At 41.0% G+C, this 24,343-nt stretch carries 21 protein-coding genes and 1 pseudogene; 9 read left to right on the top strand and 13 right to left on the bottom strand.

Features of this window, described 5'->3' with window-relative positions; all coding sequences use genetic code 11:
- The 7 genes from mvaD to adhE form a co-directional block, all read right to left on the bottom strand.
- Complete coding sequence (gene mvaD, locus K6969_RS01945) at positions 1-1,026, bottom strand: diphosphomevalonate decarboxylase (RefSeq protein ID WP_044759025.1); 1,026 nt, start codon at positions 1,024-1,026, stop codon at positions 1-3.
- Positions 1,019-1,954 (bottom strand): mevalonate kinase, encoded by a 936-nt coding sequence (mvk, locus tag K6969_RS01940; protein ID WP_029173948.1) that lies wholly within the window; start codon positions 1,952-1,954, stop codon positions 1,019-1,021. The genes mvaD and mvk overlap by 8 nt, the downstream gene beginning before the upstream one ends.
- A 636-nt stretch (positions 1,955-2,590) precedes the next feature.
- Positions 2,591-3,472: a helix-turn-helix domain-containing protein gene (locus K6969_RS01935; RefSeq protein ID WP_171943242.1), complete on the bottom strand. Its 882-nt coding sequence runs from the start codon at positions 3,470-3,472 to the stop codon at positions 2,591-2,593.
- Between the two features lie 15 nt (positions 3,473-3,487).
- The gene (locus K6969_RS01930) at positions 3,488-5,134 is read right to left on the bottom strand and encodes an ATP-binding cassette domain-containing protein (RefSeq protein WP_321537405.1); all 1,647 of its coding nucleotides are present in this window, start codon (positions 5,132-5,134) and stop codon (positions 3,488-3,490) included.
- Positions 5,135-5,596: 462 nt separating this feature from the next.
- Positions 5,597-6,877, bottom strand: a complete 1,281-nt coding sequence (locus K6969_RS01925) for an MATE family efflux transporter (protein WP_029174095.1) — start codon at positions 6,875-6,877, stop codon at positions 5,597-5,599.
- Positions 6,878-6,914: 37 nt separating this feature from the next.
- Positions 6,915-8,399, bottom strand: a complete 1,485-nt coding sequence (gene thrC, locus K6969_RS01920; protein ID WP_029174096.1) for a threonine synthase — start codon at positions 8,397-8,399, stop codon at positions 6,915-6,917.
- A gap of 344 nt (positions 8,400-8,743) precedes the next feature.
- Complete coding sequence (gene adhE / locus K6969_RS01915; RefSeq protein WP_171943140.1) at positions 8,744-11,395, bottom strand: bifunctional acetaldehyde-CoA/alcohol dehydrogenase; 2,652 nt, start codon at positions 11,393-11,395, stop codon at positions 8,744-8,746.
- 445 nt (positions 11,396-11,840) lie between these two features.
- Here adhE and adhP point away from each other — a divergent pair, with 445 nt between their 5' ends.
- Positions 11,841-12,866 (top strand): alcohol dehydrogenase AdhP, encoded by a 1,026-nt coding sequence (gene adhP, locus K6969_RS01910; RefSeq protein WP_171943141.1) that lies wholly within the window; start codon positions 11,841-11,843, stop codon positions 12,864-12,866.
- Positions 12,867-12,947: 81 nt separating this feature from the next.
- Here the strand turns inward: adhP and hisS are convergent, their stop codons facing one another.
- From hisS to K6969_RS01895, 3 genes are all read right to left on the bottom strand, one after another.
- On the bottom strand, positions 12,948-14,231 hold the full coding sequence (hisS, locus tag K6969_RS01905) for a histidine--tRNA ligase (protein WP_171943142.1): 1,284 nt from the start codon (positions 14,229-14,231) through the stop codon (positions 12,948-12,950).
- A 114-nt stretch (positions 14,232-14,345) separates the two neighbouring features.
- Positions 14,346-15,047: a hypothetical protein gene (locus tag K6969_RS01900; protein ID WP_171943143.1), complete on the bottom strand. Its 702-nt coding sequence runs from the start codon at positions 15,045-15,047 to the stop codon at positions 14,346-14,348.
- A gap of 275 nt (positions 15,048-15,322) precedes the next feature.
- Positions 15,323-18,016 (bottom strand): SEC10/PgrA surface exclusion domain-containing protein, encoded by a 2,694-nt coding sequence (locus tag K6969_RS01895; protein WP_321537447.1) that lies wholly within the window; start codon positions 18,014-18,016, stop codon positions 15,323-15,325.
- Between the two features lie 318 nt (positions 18,017-18,334).
- Here K6969_RS01895 and rpmF point away from each other — a divergent pair, with 318 nt between their 5' ends.
- Together rpmF and rpmG are read left to right on the top strand one after the other, a co-directional pair.
- On the top strand, positions 18,335-18,517 hold the full coding sequence (gene rpmF / locus K6969_RS01890) for a 50S ribosomal protein L32 (protein ID WP_002937589.1): 183 nt from the start codon (positions 18,335-18,337) through the stop codon (positions 18,515-18,517).
- Between the two features lie 15 nt (positions 18,518-18,532).
- The gene (gene rpmG, locus K6969_RS01885) at positions 18,533-18,682 is read left to right on the top strand and encodes a 50S ribosomal protein L33 (RefSeq protein WP_002262412.1); all 150 of its coding nucleotides are present in this window, start codon (positions 18,533-18,535) and stop codon (positions 18,680-18,682) included.
- A 39-nt stretch (positions 18,683-18,721) separates the two neighbouring features.
- Here rpmG and K6969_RS01880 read toward each other — a convergent pair.
- Positions 18,722-18,946 (bottom strand): annotated as a pseudogene (locus K6969_RS01880) (FanG protein).
- Between the two features lie 28 nt (positions 18,947-18,974).
- Between K6969_RS01880 and K6969_RS01875 the strand changes: the two are divergent.
- The 6 genes from K6969_RS01875 (at position 18,975) to K6969_RS01850 (ending at position 22,414) form a co-directional block, all read left to right on the top strand.
- Entirely contained in the window at positions 18,975-19,589 is a 615-nt protein-coding gene (locus K6969_RS01875) for a CadD family cadmium resistance transporter (protein ID WP_301540411.1), read from the top strand.
- Between the two features lie 11 nt (positions 19,590-19,600).
- The gene (cadX, locus tag K6969_RS01870; RefSeq protein WP_000711078.1) at positions 19,601-19,939 is read left to right on the top strand and encodes a Cd(II)/Zn(II)-sensing metalloregulatory transcriptional regulator CadX; all 339 of its coding nucleotides are present in this window, start codon (positions 19,601-19,603) and stop codon (positions 19,937-19,939) included.
- 395 nt (positions 19,940-20,334) lie between these two features.
- Positions 20,335-20,520: a hypothetical protein gene (locus tag K6969_RS01865; RefSeq protein ID WP_029188188.1), complete on the top strand. Its 186-nt coding sequence runs from the start codon at positions 20,335-20,337 to the stop codon at positions 20,518-20,520.
- The gene (gene tnpB, locus K6969_RS01860; RefSeq protein WP_029188189.1) at positions 20,501-20,851 is read left to right on the top strand and encodes an IS66 family insertion sequence element accessory protein TnpB; all 351 of its coding nucleotides are present in this window, start codon (positions 20,501-20,503) and stop codon (positions 20,849-20,851) included. Before K6969_RS01865 ends, tnpB begins: the two co-directional genes overlap by 20 nt.
- Positions 20,852-20,901: 50 nt before the next feature.
- Positions 20,902-21,108, top strand: coding sequence for a transposase (locus tag K6969_RS01855; RefSeq protein ID WP_029178852.1), 207 nt, complete (start codon positions 20,902-20,904; stop codon positions 21,106-21,108).
- Entirely contained in the window at positions 21,062-22,414 is a 1,353-nt protein-coding gene (locus K6969_RS01850) for an IS66-like element short variant transposase (protein WP_321537402.1), read from the top strand. Before K6969_RS01855 ends, K6969_RS01850 begins: the two co-directional genes overlap by 47 nt.
- A 153-nt stretch (positions 22,415-22,567) precedes the next feature.
- Here the strand turns inward: K6969_RS01850 and K6969_RS01845 are convergent, their stop codons facing one another.
- Together K6969_RS01845 and K6969_RS01840 are read right to left on the bottom strand one after the other, a co-directional pair.
- Positions 22,568-23,407, bottom strand: a complete 840-nt coding sequence (locus tag K6969_RS01845) for a metallophosphoesterase (protein WP_171943131.1) — start codon at positions 23,405-23,407, stop codon at positions 22,568-22,570.
- Between the two features lie 6 nt (positions 23,408-23,413).
- Positions 23,414-24,307, bottom strand: coding sequence for an aldose 1-epimerase family protein (locus tag K6969_RS01840; RefSeq protein ID WP_171943130.1), 894 nt, complete (start codon positions 24,305-24,307; stop codon positions 23,414-23,416).
- Positions 24,308-24,343: the final 36 nt, after the last annotated feature.

The following is a 24,343-nucleotide window of genomic DNA, read 5'->3' as shown; positions in this document are numbered from 1 at the left end:
CTACAAGCCCTTTTCAAACGTTGCTTGTGAGGCCTGCCACTCGTCTTCACCGAGGACATAGGCTGCAGGACCAGGCTTGCTGGTGATGATTTTCTCTCTTGGGAAGACTTTGGCCAATTCAGCTACTAGCTCATCCATTTGACTTGCTCGGCAGAGGACCTTGACATTCGGTCCGGCATCCATGGTCATGTAGGCTGATAAGCCACTTGCCTCACGAACCTGACGGACTGCCTCTTGGGCCACTAGGCTATCAGCTGACCAGTATGTAAAAGGTGGATTGGCAGAAAGCGTTGTTGCATGCATTTTCATGCCATTGTGCTCTGTGATTTGACCAAGTTTTTCAAAATCACGGTTAGCAATAGCTGCCTTGATGTCCACCAAGTCTTGTTTGGCGGTTTCTACCCAGGCTGTGTAAAATGGGGAGGTGGCAACTGTGTGGTCCATTCCCTCTCGACTGGCAATCTTTTTCGGTCCAGTATTGACGGCTAAGACGACCATGGCAATATCCCAATCGGCATCAGCAATGGGATGAGCCATAGAATCTTCCGAACCCGTTCCCATATCCCACTCGACAAATCCACCGAATAGGCTGCGGGTGCTAGAGCCAGAACCCCTGCGAGCAAGGGTTGATAGGGTGGCTGGTGACAAATCTAAATCCAAGGCAGTGGCGGTTGCAAGTGCAAGTGCTGCGAAGGCTGATGCTGAGCTGGCCAAACCAGCTGCAGTCGGAACAAAATTTAGACTTTCCACTCGGGCAAATGCCCTTTCACCTATATATTCGCAAAACAAATCCAAAAATCGAGAAATTTTTAAAATTTCTTTTTCTTTTTGTAACATTCCGTTGAGATAGAACTCATCGGCAGTCAATTCTGGGTCAAAAACGACCTTGGTATCCGTATAAAATGCGTCAAGGGTCAGGGATAAACTGGAATTCATAGGTAGGAATAATTCCTTATCGCGTTTTCCCCAGTATTTAATCAAGGCAATATTAGTATGGGCACGGGCTATGCCTATTTGTTTAGTCATTGGTTTCTCCTAAGTACTGTATCCAGGTTTGGCGGGCACCTGCTTGGGCAAGAACTTGGGCAAGAGTTTGAGCATCTTGGCCTGTTCTTGCCAGGGCAATCATGCAACCGCCTCGTCCGCCACCGGTTAATTTGGCTCCGAGGGCTCCATTTTCTTGAGCAAGGCTGATTAGCTTATCTAGGCTGGAATCAGACACGCCTAATTTTTGCAGGAGGGCATGAGCTTGGTTCATTCTGCTACCTAGAAGCTCTGCCTGGTCTGTGGCTAAATCTTCCTTGGCCTGTCGGGTCAAGTTCCCCAGTTCTTCTACTAGCTTGATAGCCTCTGGCTTTTTCTCCAACAAATCAGCCACGTCTGAAATGGCTTCTAAGGTGTTTCCCGTCACGCCTGTATCAGCCACTACCAAATGGGCATGGAGTTTCAGCTCAAAAGGTTCGATGGGCTGGTGCTTGATAAAAAAGACGGGAAACTTGCCACTGGTGGTCGCCGCATCTATGCCTGATGGATTGCCGTGAGCAATTTTTTCCGAAGACTGGACGATGTCCCAGAGTTCGCTGTCGGTCAGCTCTTTTTCATAATAGGCAAAGAGGGCGCGTGCTACTGCAACTGCCACCGCAGCACTGGAGCCCATGCCGCGCTCGGCAGGAATGGTGGAGCTGATTTCGATATGAATAGCTGGATCAGTCGGGGCACCGATACGGTAGAGGGAAAAGCGAATGGCATGTTTGAGGCTTTCCCAGATTTTTGGCATCTTGTGAACCAACCCTTCATAAAAATCACAGGCTACACTGAGAGCCTGGCCTTGGGCAGTCACCTGAGCAGTAATTTCCACAGCAGAAAAAGGCATAGCAATTGCTGGCTGACCATAGACAACCGCATGCTCGCCCATCAAAATGATTTTTCCATTTGCTTTTCCTACTACCAACATAATTTTCTCCTTATACAATCACTACCATTATACCATTTTTACATAAGAATAGAACACACGAAAACAGCCGACCGCAGTCAGCTGTTCTCTGGAGATTATATGATACCTAGCTCTTTGTCGCTTGCGACTTAGCGATAGGGACACCTTTAGGTGAAAAGATGAACGAATATTACTTTCAAAGCACACCGAAACACGAAAACAGCCGACCGCAAAATGAGGCTGTATATTTCCTCTTTGCTTTGAGTTTCAAGGCTCAGACCTCTTACAGTCCACTGAACTGTAAAATTCATACGATTTTATATATTATCGTATCTAAAAATTTGAATACAGCCTAGAAACTCGGAACTATGGTAGAGTGAATTAGAAACAGGACATATCTAAGTTTGTCAATTTGAGAACTCTAAAGTCATTTTAGGAGTGGGTTATTAACACTATAACTTAAAACCGTCCTTTTCCTAATTCAAACCACTATATTAATACTTCTCATCTTTTTACACCAATCAAAAACACCTAATTCCGACTTATTCTGAGGAATTTAGGTGTTTTATCATCATCTATACTGATTCCCAATTTTAACTTAGTATTACTGGTGGAATCTTATCTCCAAATAATATTACATATGTAAGCAATAATACACTAAATTTCATTAATTTCTTTTTCGTCTTGCGACTCCTGTTCCAATAAATCTATAAGGAGTGACTGAGCTAAATTTTTTAAGAGCTCGTCGCCTTCTAAGTCATAAACAACTATTGATTTTTTGACCATATCAATTGCTTCTGAAATAATGGAGCGTTTTGCTAATATGTTGGCTCTCATTAACAAAGTATTGCCTAACATAAATAAAGTATTTCGACTCTTTAATATTTCTAGTGATTCTGCATTATAAACCAAGGCTTTTTCAAAGTTGTTACACAGGTACAAAATTCTAGAATATCCGTATTGAAATAATACTTTCAACTCCCAATCATTCGACTCATGATAGTGATGAATGAGACTTTCATATTGGTTCAATGATGTTGCATACTCTTCTAACTCCGAATATATTCCCGCAATGGCAATCCCAACTCGTAAAAATAGATTAGCATTTTCAACCAAAGTAGGCAGCAACCCTTCCAAAATCTCTAAAGCTTCATTTGACTTTTTGTATTTCCCAAATAACAATACCCCATTAAGGTATTGTATATATGGCATTTGAATCGGAGATACAGAATCTTTTGAAATAAACTGCAAAAAATATTCCAATGTATCATACTCTCTTCGGTAAAGAATGGACTTCAATTCATCCGTAAGAATCGATTCTTCTGTACTCTTCTTTAGTTGAAACAATTCCAATATCACACTAGAATCAATGTCTAATTTTTTGACAAGTTTAAAAAATAATTCGACTGATGGAGAAACCTCAGCTTTTTCAATTTTGCTAATAACTGCTTGAGCACAAATACCCTCAGACAGTTCTTTTTGACTAAATCCTTTCTCCAAACGCGTCCGCTTAATAAGACTAGCAATTTTTTCTTTCACAATTCACATTCCAATTCATAGTATTTTCTCTATTGTACCACTATTCGGATGAATTTCCCATATCTCATCGTATAGGCCAAGATCCGACTCTGAATAGTGATGAGCAACCTCAAAGATTGTAATTGGTAAATTGGCAAGTTTTTTACGAATGAGGGCTGAGGATTGTTTATCAATTGCCGATGTCCCCTCATCAACTAACAAGATTTTCTTATTATGAAGGAGGGCTCTGGCAATCTCAATACGTTGTTTTTGTCCTCCTGATAACTGCGCCCCATTTTCACCATAATATTTCTCTAAACAATCTTCACCCAGCTCTTCTACCAACCCCAGCTCTGAAAGCAAGGTTAACAACTCCTCCTCACGAACTGATTCAAGTGCCATTAGGAGATTCTCTTTTAAGTTTGCCTCAAAATAGTAGGGCGATTGTTGGATTCTTGCCATTTGATTGCTAGGATTACTTATTTTTTTCTGATGATTTAATACAGATATTTCCCCTTCCAACGGTTGCAGTACACCCTGTATGCTATCTAGCAAGGTCGTCTTTCCACTTCCTGAAGCTCCTCTAATCAGCACTTTACGACCATATGGGACTGTAGCATTAAAATTTTTGATAATTGCTGTTCCATGTCCAATGGCTACTCCTGAAAAATGAATCTCAGGCTTCAATATTGATTCATCAATATGATTTTCAAACACTTCCTGTTGCTGAGAATCCTGTAACATTTTCTCTAATTTTTTTCGAGTTGGCTCCGTTGATTGTATCATTCGTAAATAGTTCGAAACATTTCTAAATGGATAGATAACACGGTCACTGGCTAAAAATAAAGCGATAACAATACTAGCATCTAGTTTCCCTTGGGTTACAAATACTAGAGCTACAGTTATTGGAACAATATAACTTAACCACGACAGCATGGAAGAAACAAGATTAACTATGCTGTGTTTATTATTTAATGCCTCATTACTATTTTCTAAGTCATTGACAACTGTCTCAGCCATCCCTAAAAACTTACGATTCGCACCATATGTCCATAGAACCGAAAAACCTTGAAAAATATCTTTTATGCTACGAATAAATTTCTCATTCGACTTAGTAAAATTCTCTGTTGCAGTTCCTAGATATTTGCTAAATAGTATTGCTGGCAACATTGGAAGAAATGAGAAAATAATAAATAATACAGAAATTGCAGGACTTAGATAGACAAGATATATCAATGAAACCGCCCCTAAAAGACTGTAGTATAAGCAATCAAAAAGAACGGAAAAATATTTATCTTCTACTAATTTTAAATCTACTGTTAATACCGCAAGAGACCCTGTAACATCTAATGCATTCTCCTTATTTCCAAGATAGTTTAACAGTTCCATCTTATACCTTTTATGCAGATTTTTTAGTAAGTCGTTTTTTATTATTGAAACAAATAAATCTGATAATTGAATCAATAAATAGAACAATATACTGCAACCGGCGAATAGTAAAACATCTTTTACAGTTGATTCCGAGCTAAATTGACTAACTCTCGAAATAACCTGAGACATAATAATCCCGTCAAAGCTTGCTCCTATCAATGCAAGCAAGAGTAAGCATATTTTAAACTTAGGCAATATTCTCCATACCTGTTTTAATTTCATAACCCGTTCTCCATTTTCTAAAGATTTCATCAAGTAAATATAAAGCAAACTCTGAGGGTGCTGTTTGTATGCCTTGCTTATATTTGACGTATCTATATAAGACGAGTATAAAATACTTTTTTAAAAAAATCAATCACTTTTTTGCTTATTTTATAATTTTTATAATATTTTTGAATTATATTCTGTTTTAGAGTGTCTTTTTACTAAAAATCTATCTAAAGAGAAAAATTCACTTTACAGATTTAACTAGATATAAAAAGTCTGAAAATGATTTTAGTTGAAAAAGTCTGTTAACAAAGATAGGGACACCTTTAGGTGAAAAGATGGACGAATATAACTAAGCAAACTTCCAAAATGCGCCGAAACACGAAAACAGCCGACCACGGCCGACTGTTCTCTAGGAGATTATATGAAAAAGAAGGGCTATTTCTAGCTTGATGATAGTATACATCTACAAACTTAAGCCAAACTGAAAGTTTTCTTAGAAATTCCTTAATCAGTTTTAACTTTTCCTACTCTCTTATATTGAACATACAAAAATCCTGCACGAAAGGCATTGTCCACTATGGTTGCTATCCAAATGGCCTGCAACCCCAACTGAAAGATACCTACAAGCAAATAAGCAAGACCTATGCGGACCAGCCACATCCCTAAACTAGTTGCATAGAAGGGTAGCTTGGCATTGCCCAAGCCCTGCCACAAGGCAGTTAAAATAAGGGTAGCTGCTGTAACAGGAACTCCAAGCATAGAATAGAGTAGGACTGTCTGACTGGCTTGAACTACTTGAGACTCTCTTGAATAGAGACTGGTCAAAAAAGGACCTGCAAAATAAGTCGTCGCCGCCATCAAAAGCATAAATATGAGTGATAGGTGCAAGCTCGTTTTAAAAATCCTTTGAACTGCTAACTGATTTTGTCGATGTTGAGCTGTCAAAATAATGGTTGCTGTAGCAATGCCCATGGCTGGCATATAGTTAAACTGAGTCAAGGTTTCCCCTATGGCATTGCCTGCTACAACTGCTGTTCCTAGGCTAGTTATCAAAGCAACAACCACCACATCACCAGCCCGCATCATCAAACGTTCTCCGGTTGTTGGTAAGGCAAGACGAATGAGTTCTACATCCCAAGACCAGGTCCATTTTTCAAAAGGGACAGACAGCTTTGCCCACAACAGAAAACAACCTACCAGCCGTGACAAGACTGTTCCAAGTGCAACTCCAGCCACGCCAGCATGAAGCACGAAAACAGCAAAAGCTGAAAAAAGAGCGTTGAGGAGATTGGAAAGCAGACTGATATACATAGGAAAACGAGGTTGCCCTAAAGCCCTTAACATAGCCCCTAAACTCATCATCAGACCGAGAAAGAGAATGCCTCCACCAACCAAGATGAGATAAAGACCACCTGCCTTGGCAACCGCAGCTTCAGCTCCCAAGCCTGTCAGCAAGTAAGGACCTGCCAAAACTGCAAGAGCACCCAAAACCAAGCTGACAAATAGGGTCACTTTTAGACTTTCACTAGCAAGGTAGCCCACCTTCTCAGTCTTCCCCTGCCCAAGCATCTGAGCCATTCGTGAAGAAATAGCTGCCGCAAGCGCAATAAATATAGCCTGATAGACCGCCAAGATATTATTGGCCAGAGACACTCCAGACAGGGCCACAAGTCCGAGGCTAGCGACTAGATAAGAATCTACCATCCCCATCAGCATTTGAAGAATATTTTCTGCCATGGCAGGCAGGGCGATTTTTAATACGTCTTTGTAGGTTTCTTTCATCATTCTCCAATTCAAAAGGGGCTTTCGCCCCTAAATTTACTTAAACACCCAAATAACGCTCTACTTCAACCTGCATATCTGCAGCTGCAACGACGGTATTGTGACGAACAGGTGCTATTTCCAAGCCGTCCACAGCTGGTGGCAAGTCTACACCTGAAATCTCATGCAATTTTGCAAGGGCTTCAAAGTCAGTCAAGCCTGACTGACCTGTCACCGCCTCTACCGCAACCACAGGGAACTTGTAAGGACTAGCGGTTGACGCAATCACTGTCGGAGTTTGGTCTCCTGTTTGCTCCACATACTGTTTATAGACAGCTGAGGCAACAGCCGTATGTGGATCTTCAATGTAGTTTGACTCGTCATAGACACGTTTGATTTCCGCAGCGGTTTCTTCTTCTGTCGCAAAGGCGGCAGCAAAGAGAGAGAGGATTTCCGCGTCAGCTCCTTGAATGTCATACTGACCAGCTGTGTTCAAAGCTTCCATCAACTCAGCTGTTTTGCCAGCGTCATTACCAAAGAGGTGGAAAATCAAGCGCTCCAAGTTAGAAGACACCAAGATGTCCATGGACGGACTGGTGGTCACGCGGAAGGTACGGTTCTTGTCGTAAACGCCTGTCGAGAAGAAGTCAGTCAAGACGTTGTTGTCGTTGGACGCACAGATGAGTTTGCCAACTGGCAGACCGATTTGTTTGGCGTAATAAGCTGCCAAGATATTTCCGAAATTTCCTGTTGGAACGGTGAAGTTGACCTTGTCGCCCGCCGCAATCTCGCCGGTCTTAACCAACTGAGAGTAGGCATAGACATAGTACACAATCTGTGGCACCAAGCGGCCGATGTTCATGGAGTTGGCTGATGAAAACTGGAGTTTCTTAGCCGCCAACTTGGCACGGAGGGCTTCATCGTTGAACATGTGTTTGACATTTGTCTGGGCGTCGTCAAAGTTACCATCAATAGCCACCACGTGGGTATTAGCCCCTGTCTGCGTGGTCATCTGCAATTCTTGGACCTTAGACACCCCGTCGCGTGGATAGAAGACAATGATTTGTGTGCCTGGGACATCCGCAAAGCCAGCCATAGCCGCCTTGCCTGTATCGCCTGAAGTCGCTGTCAAGATGACAATCTCATTTTCCAAACCATGCTTTTTCGCCGCAGTCGTCATCAAGTAAGGCAGGATGGACAGAGCCATATCCTTAAAGGCAATGGTTGAGCCACGGAAAAGTTCCAAGTTGTACTGACCATTGAGCTTAACCACTGGGGCAATAACTGGCGTGTCAAACTTGCTGTCGTAGGCGTTATTGATACAGTAGTCCAGTTCATCTGCCGTAAAATCGTCCAAGAAAGCCGACAAAATCAACTTGGCAACTTCTTGATAGGAAACATCTTTGAGAACAGAAAAGTCCAAGTCAACTGTCGGAACGGAAATCGGTGTAAACAAACCACCGTCAGTCGCCAAACCTTGTAAAATCGCCTGACTAGCCGATACAGTATTTTTAGCATCGCGTGTTGATTGATAAACTAGTGTCATAATATTCTCCGCAAAAATCTATTTTTTCTATTCTACCACAAATTGACAGAAAATTGGCAAGATATGATAAGAAAATACCAGCCTATCCGAAAATAGACTGGTATATATGAAAGTTTGGAGGCAATTTACCTGTAAATCATATGTCGGTCAACTAACCGAGACAGGATTTACCATACGTTCCTAAACTTACTACTATAATCATTCTAAGCCAAAAGCTATCTAGACAGATTGACGAAGATAACCCATTCAACAAGGGATGATTTTCTAATCGAGACAAGGCAAAGCGACGTAGGCATAACTAAAGTTAGGCAAGGAGCTTTAACGATGTATCGTGACGAAAATCCTTACTTGATGCGGCCTGGACGTTCTTTGTAACCGTAGTAGGCGTCTTCGATGATTTCTTGCATGTGGTCAACCATCGCCAAACGTGGGTTAGCTGGTGTACATTGGTCTTCGTAGGCAAGAAGAGCCAATTCGCGAGAGTGTTCTTTGAGTTCTTTCTCGTCGATACCTTGTGCTTTCAAGTTCATTTGGATACCGATGCGCTCACCGAGGTCGTAAACAGCTTGTGCGTAAGCAGCAACTGCTTCTTCTGGGGTTGAGCATGGCAAACCGAGCATACGTGCAATATCTTGGTATTTTTCATCCGCTTTGTAGTAGTTGTATTTAGGCCATGTAGCTGTCTTAGCTGGACGAGTACCGTTGTAGCGGATGACGTATGGAAGCAAGATAGCGTTTGTACGACCGTGAACAGTATGGAAACGTCCACCAATCTTATGAGCCATTGAGTGAGAAATACCTAGGAATGCGTTGGCGAAAGCCATACCTGCCATAGTTGATGCGTTGTGCATTTTCTCACGTGATACAAAGTCAGCATTCTTCACTGAGCTTTCAAGGTTTTCAAATACAAGTTTAATGGCTTGAAGTGCTAAACCATCTGTAAAGTCGTTGGCTACTGTTGAAACGTATGCTTCTGTAGCGTGAGTCAATACGTCCATACCAGTATCCGCTGTAACATGTGCAGGTACTGTCAATACGAGTGCTGGGTCAACGATTGCCACAGTTGGTGTCAATGAGTAGTCAGCGATCGGGTATTTACGGTTGTTTGCTTTATCAGAGATTACGGCGAACGGTGTTACTTCTGAACCTGTACCTGATGTTGTTGGAATCGCGATAAACTTAGATTTCTTACCAAGTTCTGGGAACTTAAAGGCACGTTTACGGATGTCCATGAATTTTTGAACTAGGTCATGGAAATCAACTGTTGGTTGTTCGTAGAAGAGCCACATAACTTTGGCAGCATCCATTGGTGAACCACCACCGAGTGCGATGATTGTATCTGGTTTGAAGGTACGCATCAATTCTGTACCTTTATAAACCGTTGTGATGTCTGGATCTGGCTCAACGTCTGAGAAGATTTGGTAAACAACTTTATTACGACGAAGGTCCAATTGTTCGATGATACGATCTAGGAATCCAAGTTCTACCATGGCACGGTCTGTAACAATCATGACACGTTCAACGTCACGGCATTTTTGGAGATATTGGATAGAGTCACGTTCGAAGTATGTTTTAGAAGGAACTTTAAACCATTGCATATTATTTCTACGTCTTCCTACTTTCTTGATGTTGAGCAAGTTCATAGCACTTACGTTATCACTGATTGAGTTGCGTCCGTAAGAACCACAACCAAGTGTCAATGATGGCAAGAATGCGTTGTAAACATCACCGATACCACCGAAAGTAGATGGAGAGTTCCAAATAACACGGATAGCACGTACGATTGTACCAAACTCTTTCGCCAATTCTGCGTCTTCCGTATGAATAGCTGCAGAGTGACCGAGACCGTGGAATTCAACCATTTGGCGAGCTGCTTCAAGACCTTCTGCACGACCATCAACTTTCAAGACGGCAATAACAGGTGACAATTTCTCACGAGTCAATGGTTCTTTCTCACCGATTTCAGCAACCTCAGCTGCCAAGATGTTTGTACCTTCTGGAACTGAGAAGCCGGCCTGCTCAGCAATCCATGCAGCTGGGCGACCTACGATGTCCGCATTCAATTTGCCTTCTGCACAGTTTTTGCTGTTAGCTTTCACACCGAAGCAGTACTCTTCAAGAAGTGCTTTTTCTTTCTTATTAACAAAGTAAGTTTTGTACGATTTGAATTCAGCTACAAACTCGTCATACACTTCCTTATCAATGATCACTGCTTGCTCTGACGCACAGACCATACCGTTGTCAAATGACTTAGACATAACGATGTCATGTGCTGCCTGACGGATGTTTGCTGATTTTTCAATGTATGCTGGAACGTTACCTGCACCTACACCAAGGGCAGGTTTACCACAAGAGTAAGCTGCACGCACCATTGCGTTACCACCAGTTGCAAGGATTGTTGCAATACCATCATGTTTCATCAACTCAGATGTTGCTTCCATAGATGGTTTTGTAATCCACTGGATACAGTTTTCAGGGGCACCAGCTGCCACAGCTGCTTCATAGACAACACGAGCTGCATGAGCAGAAGATTCTTGTGCAGATGGGTGGAAGGCAAAGACAATCGGATTACGTGTCTTCAAGGCAATCAATGATTTAAAGATTGCTGTAGAAGTTGGGTTTGTTGTTGGTGTGATACCACAAACAACACCGACCGGCTCAGCAATCAAAGTCAAGCCTGTCACTTCATCTTCTTCGATAACACCAACAGTTTTCGTGTGGCGCATGTTATTGACAACGTGCTCACAGGCAAACAAGTTCTTAGTAGCCTTGTCTTCGAATACACCACGCTTGGTTTCTTCAAAGGCGTGCATTGCCAATTCACCGTGTTTATCAAGGGCTGCAACCGAAGCTTTCGCTACAATATAGTCTACTTCTTCTTGACCAAGTTTACGGAACTCATCAAGAGCAACCAAACCTTTTTGAACAAGCTCATCGACATGCTTGCGCGCTTCTACCAACTTTTCTTCTGGTGATACTACTTTTTTATCAGCCATTGTGTTCCTCCAAATATACTCGCTAACTATTTGTTAACTTTTTCACAATGTTATTCTACTATTTTTTATTTTATTTGTAAAGAGAAATTGTTAATTTTTTCACATTTTTTCTGTTTTGTTTTGGAAAACGCTTACTTTTTCCTGTTTTCAGAAAACATTCAGATTTGTTTCTGCTTTGTTTGGTCGAAAAATACATAAAGTAAGACAAATCTTTATCATTTATTCTTTCTCTAACATTTACGATACTAGTTTATCAAGAAAACGCTTCCATGTAAATAGATTTTTTTGAAAATTTTGTAGTAATTACGTGATAATTTTCAATTTTATATTCATTTGTCCCTCCTTTTCTACTCTTGCATTTTTGTTCACATTGTGATATTATTAACAAGAAAATATCTATATTAACACATTCAAAAAATGTGCTGCAATAAATAGGAGGTCTACCATGAAAGCAGTTGTTGTTAATCCAGAATCTACTGGTGTTGTCGTTGTTGAAAAAGAACTTCGTCCACTCGAAGCTGGCGAAGCTCTGGTCCAAATTGAGTACTGTGGTGTTTGTCACACTGACCTCCACGTTGCCAATGGTGATTTTGGTAAGGTTCCTGGTCGCGTTCTTGGTCACGAAGGTATCGGTATCGTGACTGAAATTGCTCCTGATGTGACCAGCTTGAAGGTCGGCGACCGTGTCAGCGTTGCTTGGTTCTTCCAAGGTTGTGGTACTTGCGAATACTGTACTACTGGCCGTGAAACCCTCTGCCGCACTGTAAAAAATGCAGGCTACTCTGTTGACGGTGGTATGGCTGAGCAATGGATTGTAACAGCAGACTATGCAGTAAAAGTTCCAGAAGGTCTTGATCCAGCTCAAGCAAGCTCTATCACTTGTGCGGGCGTTACTTGCTACAAAGCGATTAAAGAAGCTCACTTGGAACCAGGTCAATGGATCGCTATCTATGGTGCTGGCGGACTCGGAAACCTTGCTGTACAATACGCTAAAAAAGTGTTCAATGCCCACGTTATTGCTGTAGATATCAATAATGATAAATTGGAATTAGCCAAGGAAGTCGGTGCAGATGTCATCATCAATGGACTTGAAGTAGAAGACGTGCCTGGCTATATCAAGGAAGTAACTGGTGGCGGTGCTCACTCAACTGTCGTAACGGCTGTTTCTAAGGTTGCCTTCAACCAGGCTATTGACAGCGTTCGTGCAGGTGGCTATGTGGTGGCTGTCGGACTTCCATCTGAATACATGGACCTCAGTATCGTGAAGACTGTGCTAGACGGTATCAAAGTGGTCGGCTCTCTGGTTGGTACTCGTAAAGACCTAGAAGAAGCCTTCCACTTCGGTGCTATGGGCTTGGTTGTTCCAGTCGTTCAAAAACGTCCAGTCGAAGATGCCGAAGCAGTCTTTGATGAAATGGCTGCAGGTACTATCCAAGGCCGTATGGTCTTAGACTTCTGCCACTCACACTAATGCGTTCTCCACTATTTTCAAGAAGTGATTATCCAATCGCTTCTTTTTTTGCTTTCTAAAATAAAAAGAAGCAGCTTTAGACTACTGCTTCTCCAATTCTTCTAAAATACTTGCAAAATCTGTTTTAAGTGTTTCCAAGCTTGTTTCAACTTGACTTCTTGTCTGGTTATTTTTAACCACTACCTGTCCGCTTTCCAACTCGCTTCCACCAAGTGTGATAATGGTCTTAGCTCCAAAAACATCTGCTGACTTGAACTGGGCCTTGAGCTTGCGGTCCAGATAGTCACGCTCTGCTCGGAAGCCTTGCTTGCGGATGGCTTGAACCAGCTCCAACGCTCCGCTATTGGCCTCCTGACCTAAAACTGCGATGTAGACATCTAGCTGAGTGTCGAGAGGGAGCTCGATGCCTTGCTTTTCAAGGACTAGGATGAGACGTTCAATCCCCATACCAAAGCCAAAGGCTGGCGTTTCTGGTCCACCAAAGTAGGTCACCAAACCATCATAACGGCCACCGGCACAGATGGTCAGGTCGTTACCACCCACTTCTGTCATAAACTCGAAAATGGTGTGGTTGTAGTAGTCCAAACCACGCACCATGTTGGTGTCGATGGTGTAAGCAATACCTAGACTGTCCAACATAGACTTGACAGTTTCAAAGTGGACTCTACTTTCTTCATCCAAGTAATCCAAGATAGACGGCGCATTTTCCACAGCAATCTTGTCTTCTTTTTCCTTGGAATCCAACACACGCAAGGGATTTTCTTCCAAGCGACGCTGGCTGTCCTTAGATAGCTGGTCCTTGAGTGGTGTCAGATAATCAATCAAGGCCTGGCGATAAGCGGCACGGCTCTCTGGATTGCCCAGACTGTTGAGGTGGAGGCGGATATCCTTGATCCCTAACTCTTCAAAGAAGTGATAGGCCATAGCAATGGTTTCTACATCTGTCGCTGGGTTATTGGAACCGAAACACTCCACTCCAATCTGGTGGAACTGACGGAGACGACCTGCCTGCGGACGCTCATAGCGGAACATTGGGCCCATGTAATAGAACTTAGCAGGTTTTTGTACTTCTGGAGCAAAGAGCTTGTTTTCTACATAGGAGCGAACAACCGGTGCCGTCCCTTCTGGACGAAGAGTGATATGACGCTCTCCCTTGTCATAGAAATCGTACATCTCCTTGGTCACAATGTCCGTCGTATCACCAACCGAACGACTGATCACCTCGTAATGCTCGAAGATCGGTGTGCGAATCTCAGCGTAATTGTACTGTTTGAAAATGTTCCGAGCAAAATGTTCGACATACTGCCACTTGGCAGAATCCTGTGGTAATAAATCTTGCGTTCCTTTTGGTTTTTGTAATTTCATAGGTCTTCTCACTTCTCTATATCTTGCCCCTTATTTTACCATATTTTGGGCATTTTTGGAAATAGCAGAGCAGACAAAAAGCCGTGCCTACTGACACGACCTTGTTTAAAAAAACTATTTCTTATCCACAATCTGGAAATTCAAGTCGCTCACTTCTATCTCAACCTCAAGTTTTTCTTCGGAGTTGAGATTGAGGAGGTTTTCTAAGGCTGTTTCTGCAAAGGCCGCTACTTTTTCTTGGCGTCCTGCATCATTCAAGACTTCCTCACTTGTCTTGTAAATGGCTTCTTGGGATTTATCATTTAAAAATTCCTGAGCCTTTTGCCCTGCAGTAAATACATCCACCGCCTTATCGACAAGACCATTGCTATTATTGCTGATTTTGATTTCTCCATGTTGCTGAGAATCAACTTCAACAAGCACAGGTTTCTTGAAGGTTAAGGTATTGTTTTGAATCTGAACATCAGACTGACCAATGCCCTCCAAGACCAGCTTGAACTCCGTCTGCACAGGAATATCAACGGACATTTCACGTCCTACAAAGAGCTTGGTAATGGGCTCTGTCCAGTCTGGCCATTCCTTTAATTTATTATTTTCAAAGGTCTGGTTGGCAGTCGTCTCCACCTCAGCACCTGCTACAACCAGCTTGCTTTCCGCTTCAAACTTCTTAATGACAAATTCATATTGAACCTTATGGGTTCCCTGGAACCATGCTAGGATGCTATTTCTAAACCAGAAAATACCTATACCTAAAACCAGCAGCAAGACTAAGAGGCTAGCCAACTTTTTCGCAAAAAACTTTCCAACTGTTTTCATACAGTTCTCCTTTATATTGAATAATTGGAACTTGTCCTATAACCATTATATATATATATGCTGTCAAGTATTTTCTTTCTTTTTTGACTATTTTAGCAAAGTCCTAGATTTTTCTGTTTTCACTCTTCTCAATAACCATCACCATTCCAATTAACGGTAAAAGAAATCATTAAAAATTTCCCAAAACTGTCGGAATAGAACAAGCTTTTCAATAATTTTGGCAATCCAAAAAATCTTCCTACTGTCATAGTAAGAAGATTTTTTATATTGACTACCTATCCTTGTTTGCGTCTTCTTGCACTTGCAAGACCAAGACTAGATAATACTGCCACACCTGCGAGTGCCAACAAACTTGTTTGCTCCCCTGTGTTTGGCAAGGCCTTAGCACGGTCTACACGTGAGTAAGTAATACCTCGTGGTGTGACGGTGACACCTGCTTGTGGGTTTGTCACCACAACCTTATCGTCAACAACCTTCACATCTTGACCTTTATCAAGAGCTTGTTTGACTGCATCAATATCAATAGCTGGTTTTTCAACAGCAGTTGGTGCATCTTTTGGTATTGCAACAATTGTTCCGTCTGGAAGTGTTGCAATTACATTGTCTTTTGCTTTGTCTTCAAGGTCTTTGAGTTTGTTGTACTCAGCTTGAAGTTCAGCCAATTTGCTTTCTTCTGCTGCAAGTTTAGCAGTAACAGTTTCAAGTTTGTTTTGTGCTGTTTCAGCTTTAGCTTGTGCTTCAGTAAGAGCCGCTTGTTTTTCAGTAAGTGTTGCTTGAGCTTCAGCAAGAATAGCTGGTGCTTCAAGATAACCTTTCAACTCAGTAGCAAGTGCTTTTGCTTCTTCAACCAAACGGTCTTTTTCTGCAAGAAGAGCGTCTTTGTCTTTGTTCAAGCTATCAAGTGTACCTTGTTGTTTAACAAGCTCAACCTTAGCTGTTTCAAGAGCCTCTGCTTTTGCAGTAGCAGTAGCTTGTGCTTGAGCAAGGTCAGCCTTAGCTGTATCAAGTGCGGCTTTCTTCTCAGCAAGGTTTGCTGAGAAGTTATCAACTGCTTTTTGTGCATCAGCTTTGCGAGCTTCAGCATTTTGAAGTGCAATTGTTGCAAGACGTAGGTTGTTTTCTGCTACCTGTGTTTGAAGCGGTGTTGCAGTAGCATCAGCAAGAGTTTTCTCTGCTTGAGTCTTCAATTCAAGAGCCTTAGCGTAATCTGAGCTTGCTTTTACAAGATTTGCTTGAGCAGTATCAGATGCGGCTTGTGCTGCTGATTGATCTGCCTGAGCTTTAGCAAGGGCAGCTTGAAGAGTTGTTGGGTCGTTAGGGTTGGTAATTTCTGTACCACCAGCAGTTTGAATAACGCTGATGATATGAAGATCACCGCCAACATTAGCAAGAGCAACACCAACGTAGTTACCGCTCATATTATTTCTAGAATGTCCCCAGTTAGATGGTGCATCTAAGAATGTTTGACTGATGATTGCTTCATACATACGTTCTTTGAGTTCATACATCGTCATTGTATAGCGTGATGCCGTTAACGAAATGTTTTCTCCAATGTAATCACCCCAAAGGTGTCCATCTTGACGAGCTGATGTTCCACGAGCAATGTATTTTTTGGCTTGAGCAGTTGCTGATTGTAGAGAGGCGTCGGTAACACCCATAGCTGGTCTACCTAGAACTTTTCGAACTTCAGTCAAAACTTGCGCTGCATAAAGGCTGAGTTCTGTTTGTTGTTCATTTGTTAAGGCATCAATGTTGACAATTTTGTTTTTATCAGCTGGACTGATATTGGTGCTTGAGGCTTGAGCCACCTTAACACCTTGACCAGTCAATGTTAGTGACCATTGGCTGGTTTTATTTGTCATATACTTTTCATAAGCTGTTTTAAAGTTAGAAACATTTGATGTATAACCATTTCTTTGTTTCACTTCATCTGAAACAATTGTGTCTGGCATGACAATTGTAACAGTATCAACATTTGCAAGAGCATCTTGTGCTGATTTGACAGCATCAGTAGCCTTAGTTAGTGCATCAGTTGTTTGTTTAACAGCATCTTGTGCAGCGGTCAATTTTGCTGAAGCAGTTGTTACCGCATCTGTTTTAACTGCAACGTCAGTTGTTGCTGCATCAATTGCAGTTTGACGTTCTGCATCTGTTTTCTTAGCAGCGTTAGCAGCCTTAGTTGCAGCGTCAAGAGCAGTAGTTGCTGTAGCGACATCTTTAGTTGCTTGGTCAAGGTTAGCTTGGGCTTCAGCAAGACCAGTACCAGAAATAGCGTCTTGTGCTGCTTTTACGTCAGCTTCTTTAGCAGTGACAGTAGCATCTGCTTGGTCTTTTTCTGCTTGTGCAGTATCAACAGCAGTTTGTGCGTCAGCAACAGTTTGAGTTTGTGCTGTGATTTCAGCGTTAACTTCATCTGTTTCTGTAGCGTTTGCTTGTTGGTCTACAAGGTTAGCTGTTTGGTCAGCTTGGTTTGCTGCAATGTTTTCTGGTGTTGCGTTTACGGTATTTGCTTCAGCGTCTTTGACTGCTTGGGTTGCAGTATCAACGTCTGCTTGAGCAGTGGTAACGTCTTGGTTAGCTGCGTCTGCATCAGATTGAGCGTTAGTTGCATCTTGAGCAGTAGTATCAACAACAGCTTGTTGTGCATCAACTTCTGATTTAACTTCAGCAGCAGTTTTAGGTGTTTCGACAGCAGTTGTTTCCGCGGCTGGTGCTTCAGTTGTAACTGATGTTTCAACGGTTGATGTCATCAATGATGCTTCAGCTTCTTCATAAGAAGAATAAGTTTCATTTGGTACAGATTTTACAATTTCACCTGTAGCATTGTTGACAGTTTGCCATTCACCAGTAACACGGTTTAATTGAATTCCATATTGTGTATTTGCTGATACGTTAGACGCACCAACGGTTGCAAGGGTGATGGCAGTAGTTGCTGCGATTGTGCCATATATATACTTGTTCTTTTTCATTATTTCCTCCTGTTTAGGCTAATAGGAAGGGCTTGGCCGAAGTGTCAAGCCCTGCTATACTAGTATAGCAGGCATTTTGTCAAGTTTTTTGCATGATTTTTGAGAAGTTTTTCAAAAAATTTGGGGGGAAGAAAAATTAAGTGCAATACTTAAATAAAAATAGGAAAATACAATTGAACAAATTTTTTTCAAAAAATCTGTCAAGTAACTTTACTTTACAAAAAACTTTTGTTATACTGTTAAAGTTGGCGAAAGTCATACGCACTATTTTAGATTGAAAAAGGGCTTGGCCCTGACATTTAATGGAGGAAGAAAGAAATGGCAGTACCTGCACGTCGCACTTCAAAAGCGAAGAAAAACAAACGTCGTACTCACTATAAAGTAGCAGCTCCAACTGTGAAATTTGATGAAACTACTGGAGATTACTCACGTTCTCACCGTGTATCTTTGAAAGGATACTACAAAGGACGTAAAATCGCTAAGGCTGCTTCAGCTGAATAATAGAAGGGAGATACCATGCGCGTAAATATTACACTTGAACACAAAGAATCTGGTGAGCGTTTGTACCTTACTTCAAAAAACAAACGTAACACTCCAGACCGTCTTCAATTGAAAAAATACTCACCAAAATTGCGCAAGCACGTGATTTTTACTGAGGTTAAGTAAGGGGTTCACTACACGTCATTAGACGTCAAAACATTGATTTTAAGCGATTTTTGAAAGATGAACTTTCATTACATTGCAATATAAATCAATAAGAACTCTACCTTTTACTCTACCTTTTTTAGATGAATATATCATTTGGATATTGAAGTTAAGCCCTGTTATCATTTGGATGGCAGGGCTTTTTTATATTTGGTACACTAACTTCTTATCTATATTTTGGTGGAGCTGAAGTTGACATCTACAATGTTTAATGTTAAAATACATTCAAAAATATATTTGAATGAGGTGTTTTATGATTCAAAATGTTGTTACTTCAATAATCCTGTATTCTGGGACAGCCGTAGACTTACTTATTATCCTAATGTTATTTTTTGCCAAAAGAAAAAGCAGAAAAGACATCATTAACATCTATTTAGGACAATTTCTAGGCTCTGTTAGTCTAATATTGCTAAGTTTGCTTTTTGCATTTGTCTTAAATTATATTCCTAGTAAAGAGATTTTAGGTTTACTCGGTTTGATTCCAATTTTCCTAGGCCTCAAAGTTTTGCTTTTTGGAGATTCTGATGGCGAAGCTATTGCCAAAGAAGGTTTGAGCAAAGATAATAAAAACCTGATTTTTCTAGTCGCTATGATTACTTTTACAAGTTGTGGTGCTGACAATATTGGTGTCTTTGTCCCATATTTTACTACCTTAAATTTAGCGAATTTGATAGTGGCTTTACTTACCTTTCTAGTCATGATTTATCTCTTGGTTTTTTCTGCCCAAAAATTGGCACAAGTCCCTTCTGTTGGAGAAACTTTGGAAAAATATAGCAGATGGTTTATTGCCGTTGTCTATTTAGGATTGGGGATATATATCCTGATTGAAAACAACAGCTTTGACATGCTACGGGCTGTGTTAGGCTAGGAGAAAAAATTATGAAAAAAGATAGTATCTGTCAAGTGGATGTTATTAATCAACAAAATGTTACAACCGCAACGAACTACCTTGAAAAGGAAAAAGTCCAAAAATCACTTCGCATTTTATCAAAATTTACCGATAATAAACAGATAAATATCATCTTTTATCTCCTTGCCGTCGAAGAACTCTGTGTCTGCGATATAGCCTGTTTACTAAATCTCAGTATGGCATCTGCCTCCCACCATCTTCGTAAACTAGCCAATCAAAACATCTTGGACACTAGAAGAGAGGGGAAAATTATATATTATTTTATAAAAGATGAGGAAATCAGAGATTTTTTTAATCAACTAGGATAACAATGGATACTTACGCTGAATTAGCACCTCAACGAATGTTAGAAGCTGTGGGTATTTATCTTGATAAGATTGCTGAACTAACGCAATAACTACTCTACCATTCACTCTACCTTTTGCTAAGGAACATTACAAAAACGTTGATATATAAACGTTTCTAACAGCTAAAATAGACAATACTTAATCTTTACTGAGGTGAAATAGGGATTCAATACACGTCAATAGACGTTAGAAGCCCTGATTTTAAGAGATTTTTGAAAGATGAATTTTCATTACATTGCAGTACAAATCAGTCGAATCACTACCTTTTTTGAAAGTAACCGCCCAATAACAAGGTATCTATCCACCCACTCCCTCCTCCAGTATACTGTTAGAAAAACAAAACTGGAGGATTTATTATGTCACACCCCATCATTCCATTGACTGTTCCCCAATCTCGCCGCTTTGAGAAGCGAGGCAGAAACGATATTATGATGAAAATTCGTCTCGGAAAAGTGGAGCTCACAGTCTTTCACACTATCAATCAAGAAACACTAGAAACAATCTTAGATAAGGTACTGTTCTATGACCATCCAACTCAGTGATTTAGGTCAAGTTTACTTGGTCTGTGGAAAAACAGATATGCGTCAGGGAATTGATTCCCTGGCCTATCTTATCAAAAGTCAGTTCAACCTGGATCCCTTCTCCGGTCAGGTCTATCTCTTCTGCGGAGGTCGAAAAGACCGGTTCAAAGCTCTTTATTGGGATGGACAGGGATTTTGGTTATTGTATAAACGTTTTGAAAATGGGAAATTGACCTGGCCAAACAATGAAGAAGAGGTCAAGGCTCTAACTTCCGAGCAAGTCGACTGGCTCATGAAAGGATTTTCTATCATTCCAAAAATAAATGTTTCAAAAAGTCGTGATTTCTATTGAAATCATGGCTTTTCTTTGTGTATAATGAGATAAAAAGAAGGAGATTGGTTATGTCATCACTAGAAAAAATTATTGAAACACAGTCAAAAACGATAGAGATGATGGCTAATGAACTCACTCTCCTTCGAGAACAGGTTGACTATCTGAGACAGAAACTCTACGGAAAATCATCAGAGAAGGTCGTATATCAACCAGGTCAGCTGAGCTTGTTTGGGGAGGAAAGTCTCCCTGAAGAAGAAGCTGACTTACCCAGTTGAAACGGAGACCATCACCTATAAACGCAAGAAAGCTAAGGGAGTTCGTCAGGCTATTTTCAGCCAGTTCACTCCAGAGATTGTGCATCACGAATTGCAGGGCGAAGACTGCACTTGTCCAGACTGTCATGGTCAGCTGAAAGAGATTGGCTCAACTGTTCAACGACAAGAGTTGGTCTTCATTCCTGCACAATTAAAGCGGATTGACCATGTTCAACACGCATACAAGTGTCAGGCATGTAGTCAGAAGAATCTAAGCGATAAGATTATCAAGGCTCCTGTTCCTAAGGCACCTTTGGCACACAGCTTGGGTTCAGCCTCTATCATCGCTCACACCATTCACCAGAAATTCAATCTGAAGGTACCCAATTACCGTCAGGAAGAGGACTGGCATAAACTTGGCCTGCCCATCAGTCGGAAGGAAATAGCCAACTGGCACATCAAGTCTAGTCAGTATTATTTCGAGCCGATTTATAACCTGTTGCACGAGAAATTGTTGGAGCAGCCTATTCTTCATGCGGATGAGACTTCCTACAAGGTCTTAGAAAATGATAGCCAGTTGACCTACTACTGGACTTTCTTGTCTGGGAAACATGAGAAAAATGGAATTACCCTCTATCATCATGACAAACGACGGAGCGGCTTAGTTGTGGAGGAGTTTCTTGGGGACTATGCGGGCTACGTTCATTGTGACATGTGGAGTGCTTATCGTCAATTAGACAAGGCTCAGCTCGTTGGCTGTTGGGCTCATGTTAGACGAAAATTTTTTGAGGCGACTCCTAAGAAGACAGACAAGACTTCTTTAGGAGCCAAGGGTTTAGCCTATTGCGACCGCCTGTTTGCCTTGGAGAGTGACTGGGCTGACCTGTCTACTGAGGAACGGCTACATAAACGGCAGACAGAGTTAACTCCCTTGATGGACGAGTTTTTTGATTGGTGCCGTGAACAGGCTGTCTTGCCAGCTTCCAAATTGGGTACTGCAATAGAGTATAGCCTCAAATACGAAACCACCTTCCGAGCCGTTCTCTCGGACGGTGACCTAGTCCTGTCCAACAATATGGCTGAGAGGGCTATGAAGACCTTGGTGATGGGCAGAAAAAATTGGCTTTTTTCTCAGAGCTTTGAGGGAGCCAAGTCGACAGCTGTCATTTTGAGTCTTTTAGAAACAGCTAAGCGACACGGACTTGATGCAGAAAAATATATGACCTATCTTCTAGAACACTTACCTAATGAGGAGTCGCTCGCAAAAAAGGAGGTTTTAGAAGCCTATTTGCCATGGGATAAAAATATTAAGAGAGCTTGTAAATAGAAAAAGGTTCCAGAGTCGACAGGACTTTGGAGCCTTTTCAATATACCTTGTTATTGGGCGCTTACTTTTGAAATAAGTTTTTGATTCGGATAAGTAATAAACCCACTGGCTCATTAAGTCAGTGGGTTTTTGAGTGATTAGAAAGAAGTGAAGTTACGGATTAACAAGATCTACAATGATAATTTCTGGGCGATTAAAGAATCTTAGTACTCGTGTAGATTCTTTGGCCAGACCCCTGCTTACAATAAAATACGAATTTTCAACTTCATATAAACCACCTGCATATTTCGGAAGAAAACCTTGATTAGGCGCAAATACACCATTAACCAAATAAGGCACTCTCCATTGTCCTCCATGCGCATGACCAGATAACACTAAATCAAATCCATACTTTTGATAAGTATCAATTAGTTCTGGTCGGTGCGCTAGTAAAACTTGGAAGTCAGTGCTTATTTGCTTCCCTTTTATGTCTTCAAGTTGGTCTAGCAAATTCTCGCTAGTATCATACTTTTGAAAATATTCAGGATCATCAATGCCTGAAATAGTGATGGACTGCCCCCTTACATCAACTCTACTACTATCTCCAGATAATACGACCACATTCTGTTGTCTCAGATGTTCCAGCATCTGATCATATCGATTACTCCATATTTCATGATTACCTGACACATAGTAAGTATGATTAAATTTACTTAGCCCGCTTAACAATTCTAGAGTTTTTCTGTCAGAAAGTTCATCATCCAAAATATCTCCACCTAATAAAATGATATCTGGCTCTTCTTTCTCTAATGTTTCCAAGATTTGTATCTGATTTTTACCGTAATTTGATGAGTGTAAATCAGTAATTAGAGCAAGTCTGATTGGCTGAGATATTTTGGGACTAACAAGCCTGTAATGAGTTACTTGAAGCCGACTGTCAAAGCCTAAAGCAAGAAAAATTAGGATACAAATAAAAACAAAGCATCGTGGCTTAATATTTTTTAGTTTTTTCATTAAAGGTTACTCAATAATAATATCAAAATGTTTTTTATCAACCTCTTTTGGAGCAACATAGCTAATACTTCGTTTGGCATTGAAAATATCAGATTCTTCCAATGAAGTAGAGAGTCCACTCCATGGTTCTAATGCGATAAAGGGACTCTGATTTGTAGTTGACCAAATCACTAAATATGGAAAATCATCAAATGCAATCGAAAGTTTCTTCTGATGATTTTTGGATTTCAAGGTTACCTTTCGTGATGCTAATTGATCCAATGTGATGGCATCATGCTCAAACAGTTGATAGGACAAGTCCAAGGTCTTTTGATTTTCCAAGAATGGTCGGCGGTCTCGCAGATCAAGTAAGCCAGTTTCTGGAAAACTTCTAGGTACTGTACAAGATTCTACTTTTTCAAATTCTAAATAATAGTCTTCATAACTCTCACCATCCAACAAGGGACAATTAAAACCTGGGTGACCCCCAATAAAGTAAGGTAGCTTTCTATGTCCCTCAAGGTTTTTCACCCGATATTCAGTTCGAATTGTATTGCCAAGTAGTGAGTAGTTAATGGAAAGTTCAAATTCAAAAGGATAATTTTTTACGGTTTCTTCGTTTGATGAAATAGAAAATTCCAAAGAGTTTTCAGCACTATTTACATTTTTGAACAGCATTTTTCTCACAAGTCCATGCCTTGGAATTGTGCCTGTAAATGTCGGTCTTTCTGCAGGTTCATAGATAGCCCAATCATTTCGTAAACTGCCACAAATCGGAAATAGAACTGGCGCTTGACCGCTCCAATAGGTCGGATCTCCTTGCCAAAGATACTCGATACCATCCTTGTCTTTAATAGAAATAATTTGCCCACCTAATTCAGAAAATTGTACTGTTAAGTTCTCATTTTTTAATTCGAGCATAAAAACTGCCTCCCTTATATGAAAACAAGGATGCTA

The sequence above is a fragment of the Streptococcus suis genome (assembly GCF_019856455.1).
GTDB lineage: Bacteria > Bacillota > Bacilli > Lactobacillales > Streptococcaceae > Streptococcus > Streptococcus suis_AE.
The sequence above is the reverse complement of the archived record's forward strand: the minus strand, read 5'-3'. Positions and strand labels throughout refer to the sequence as shown.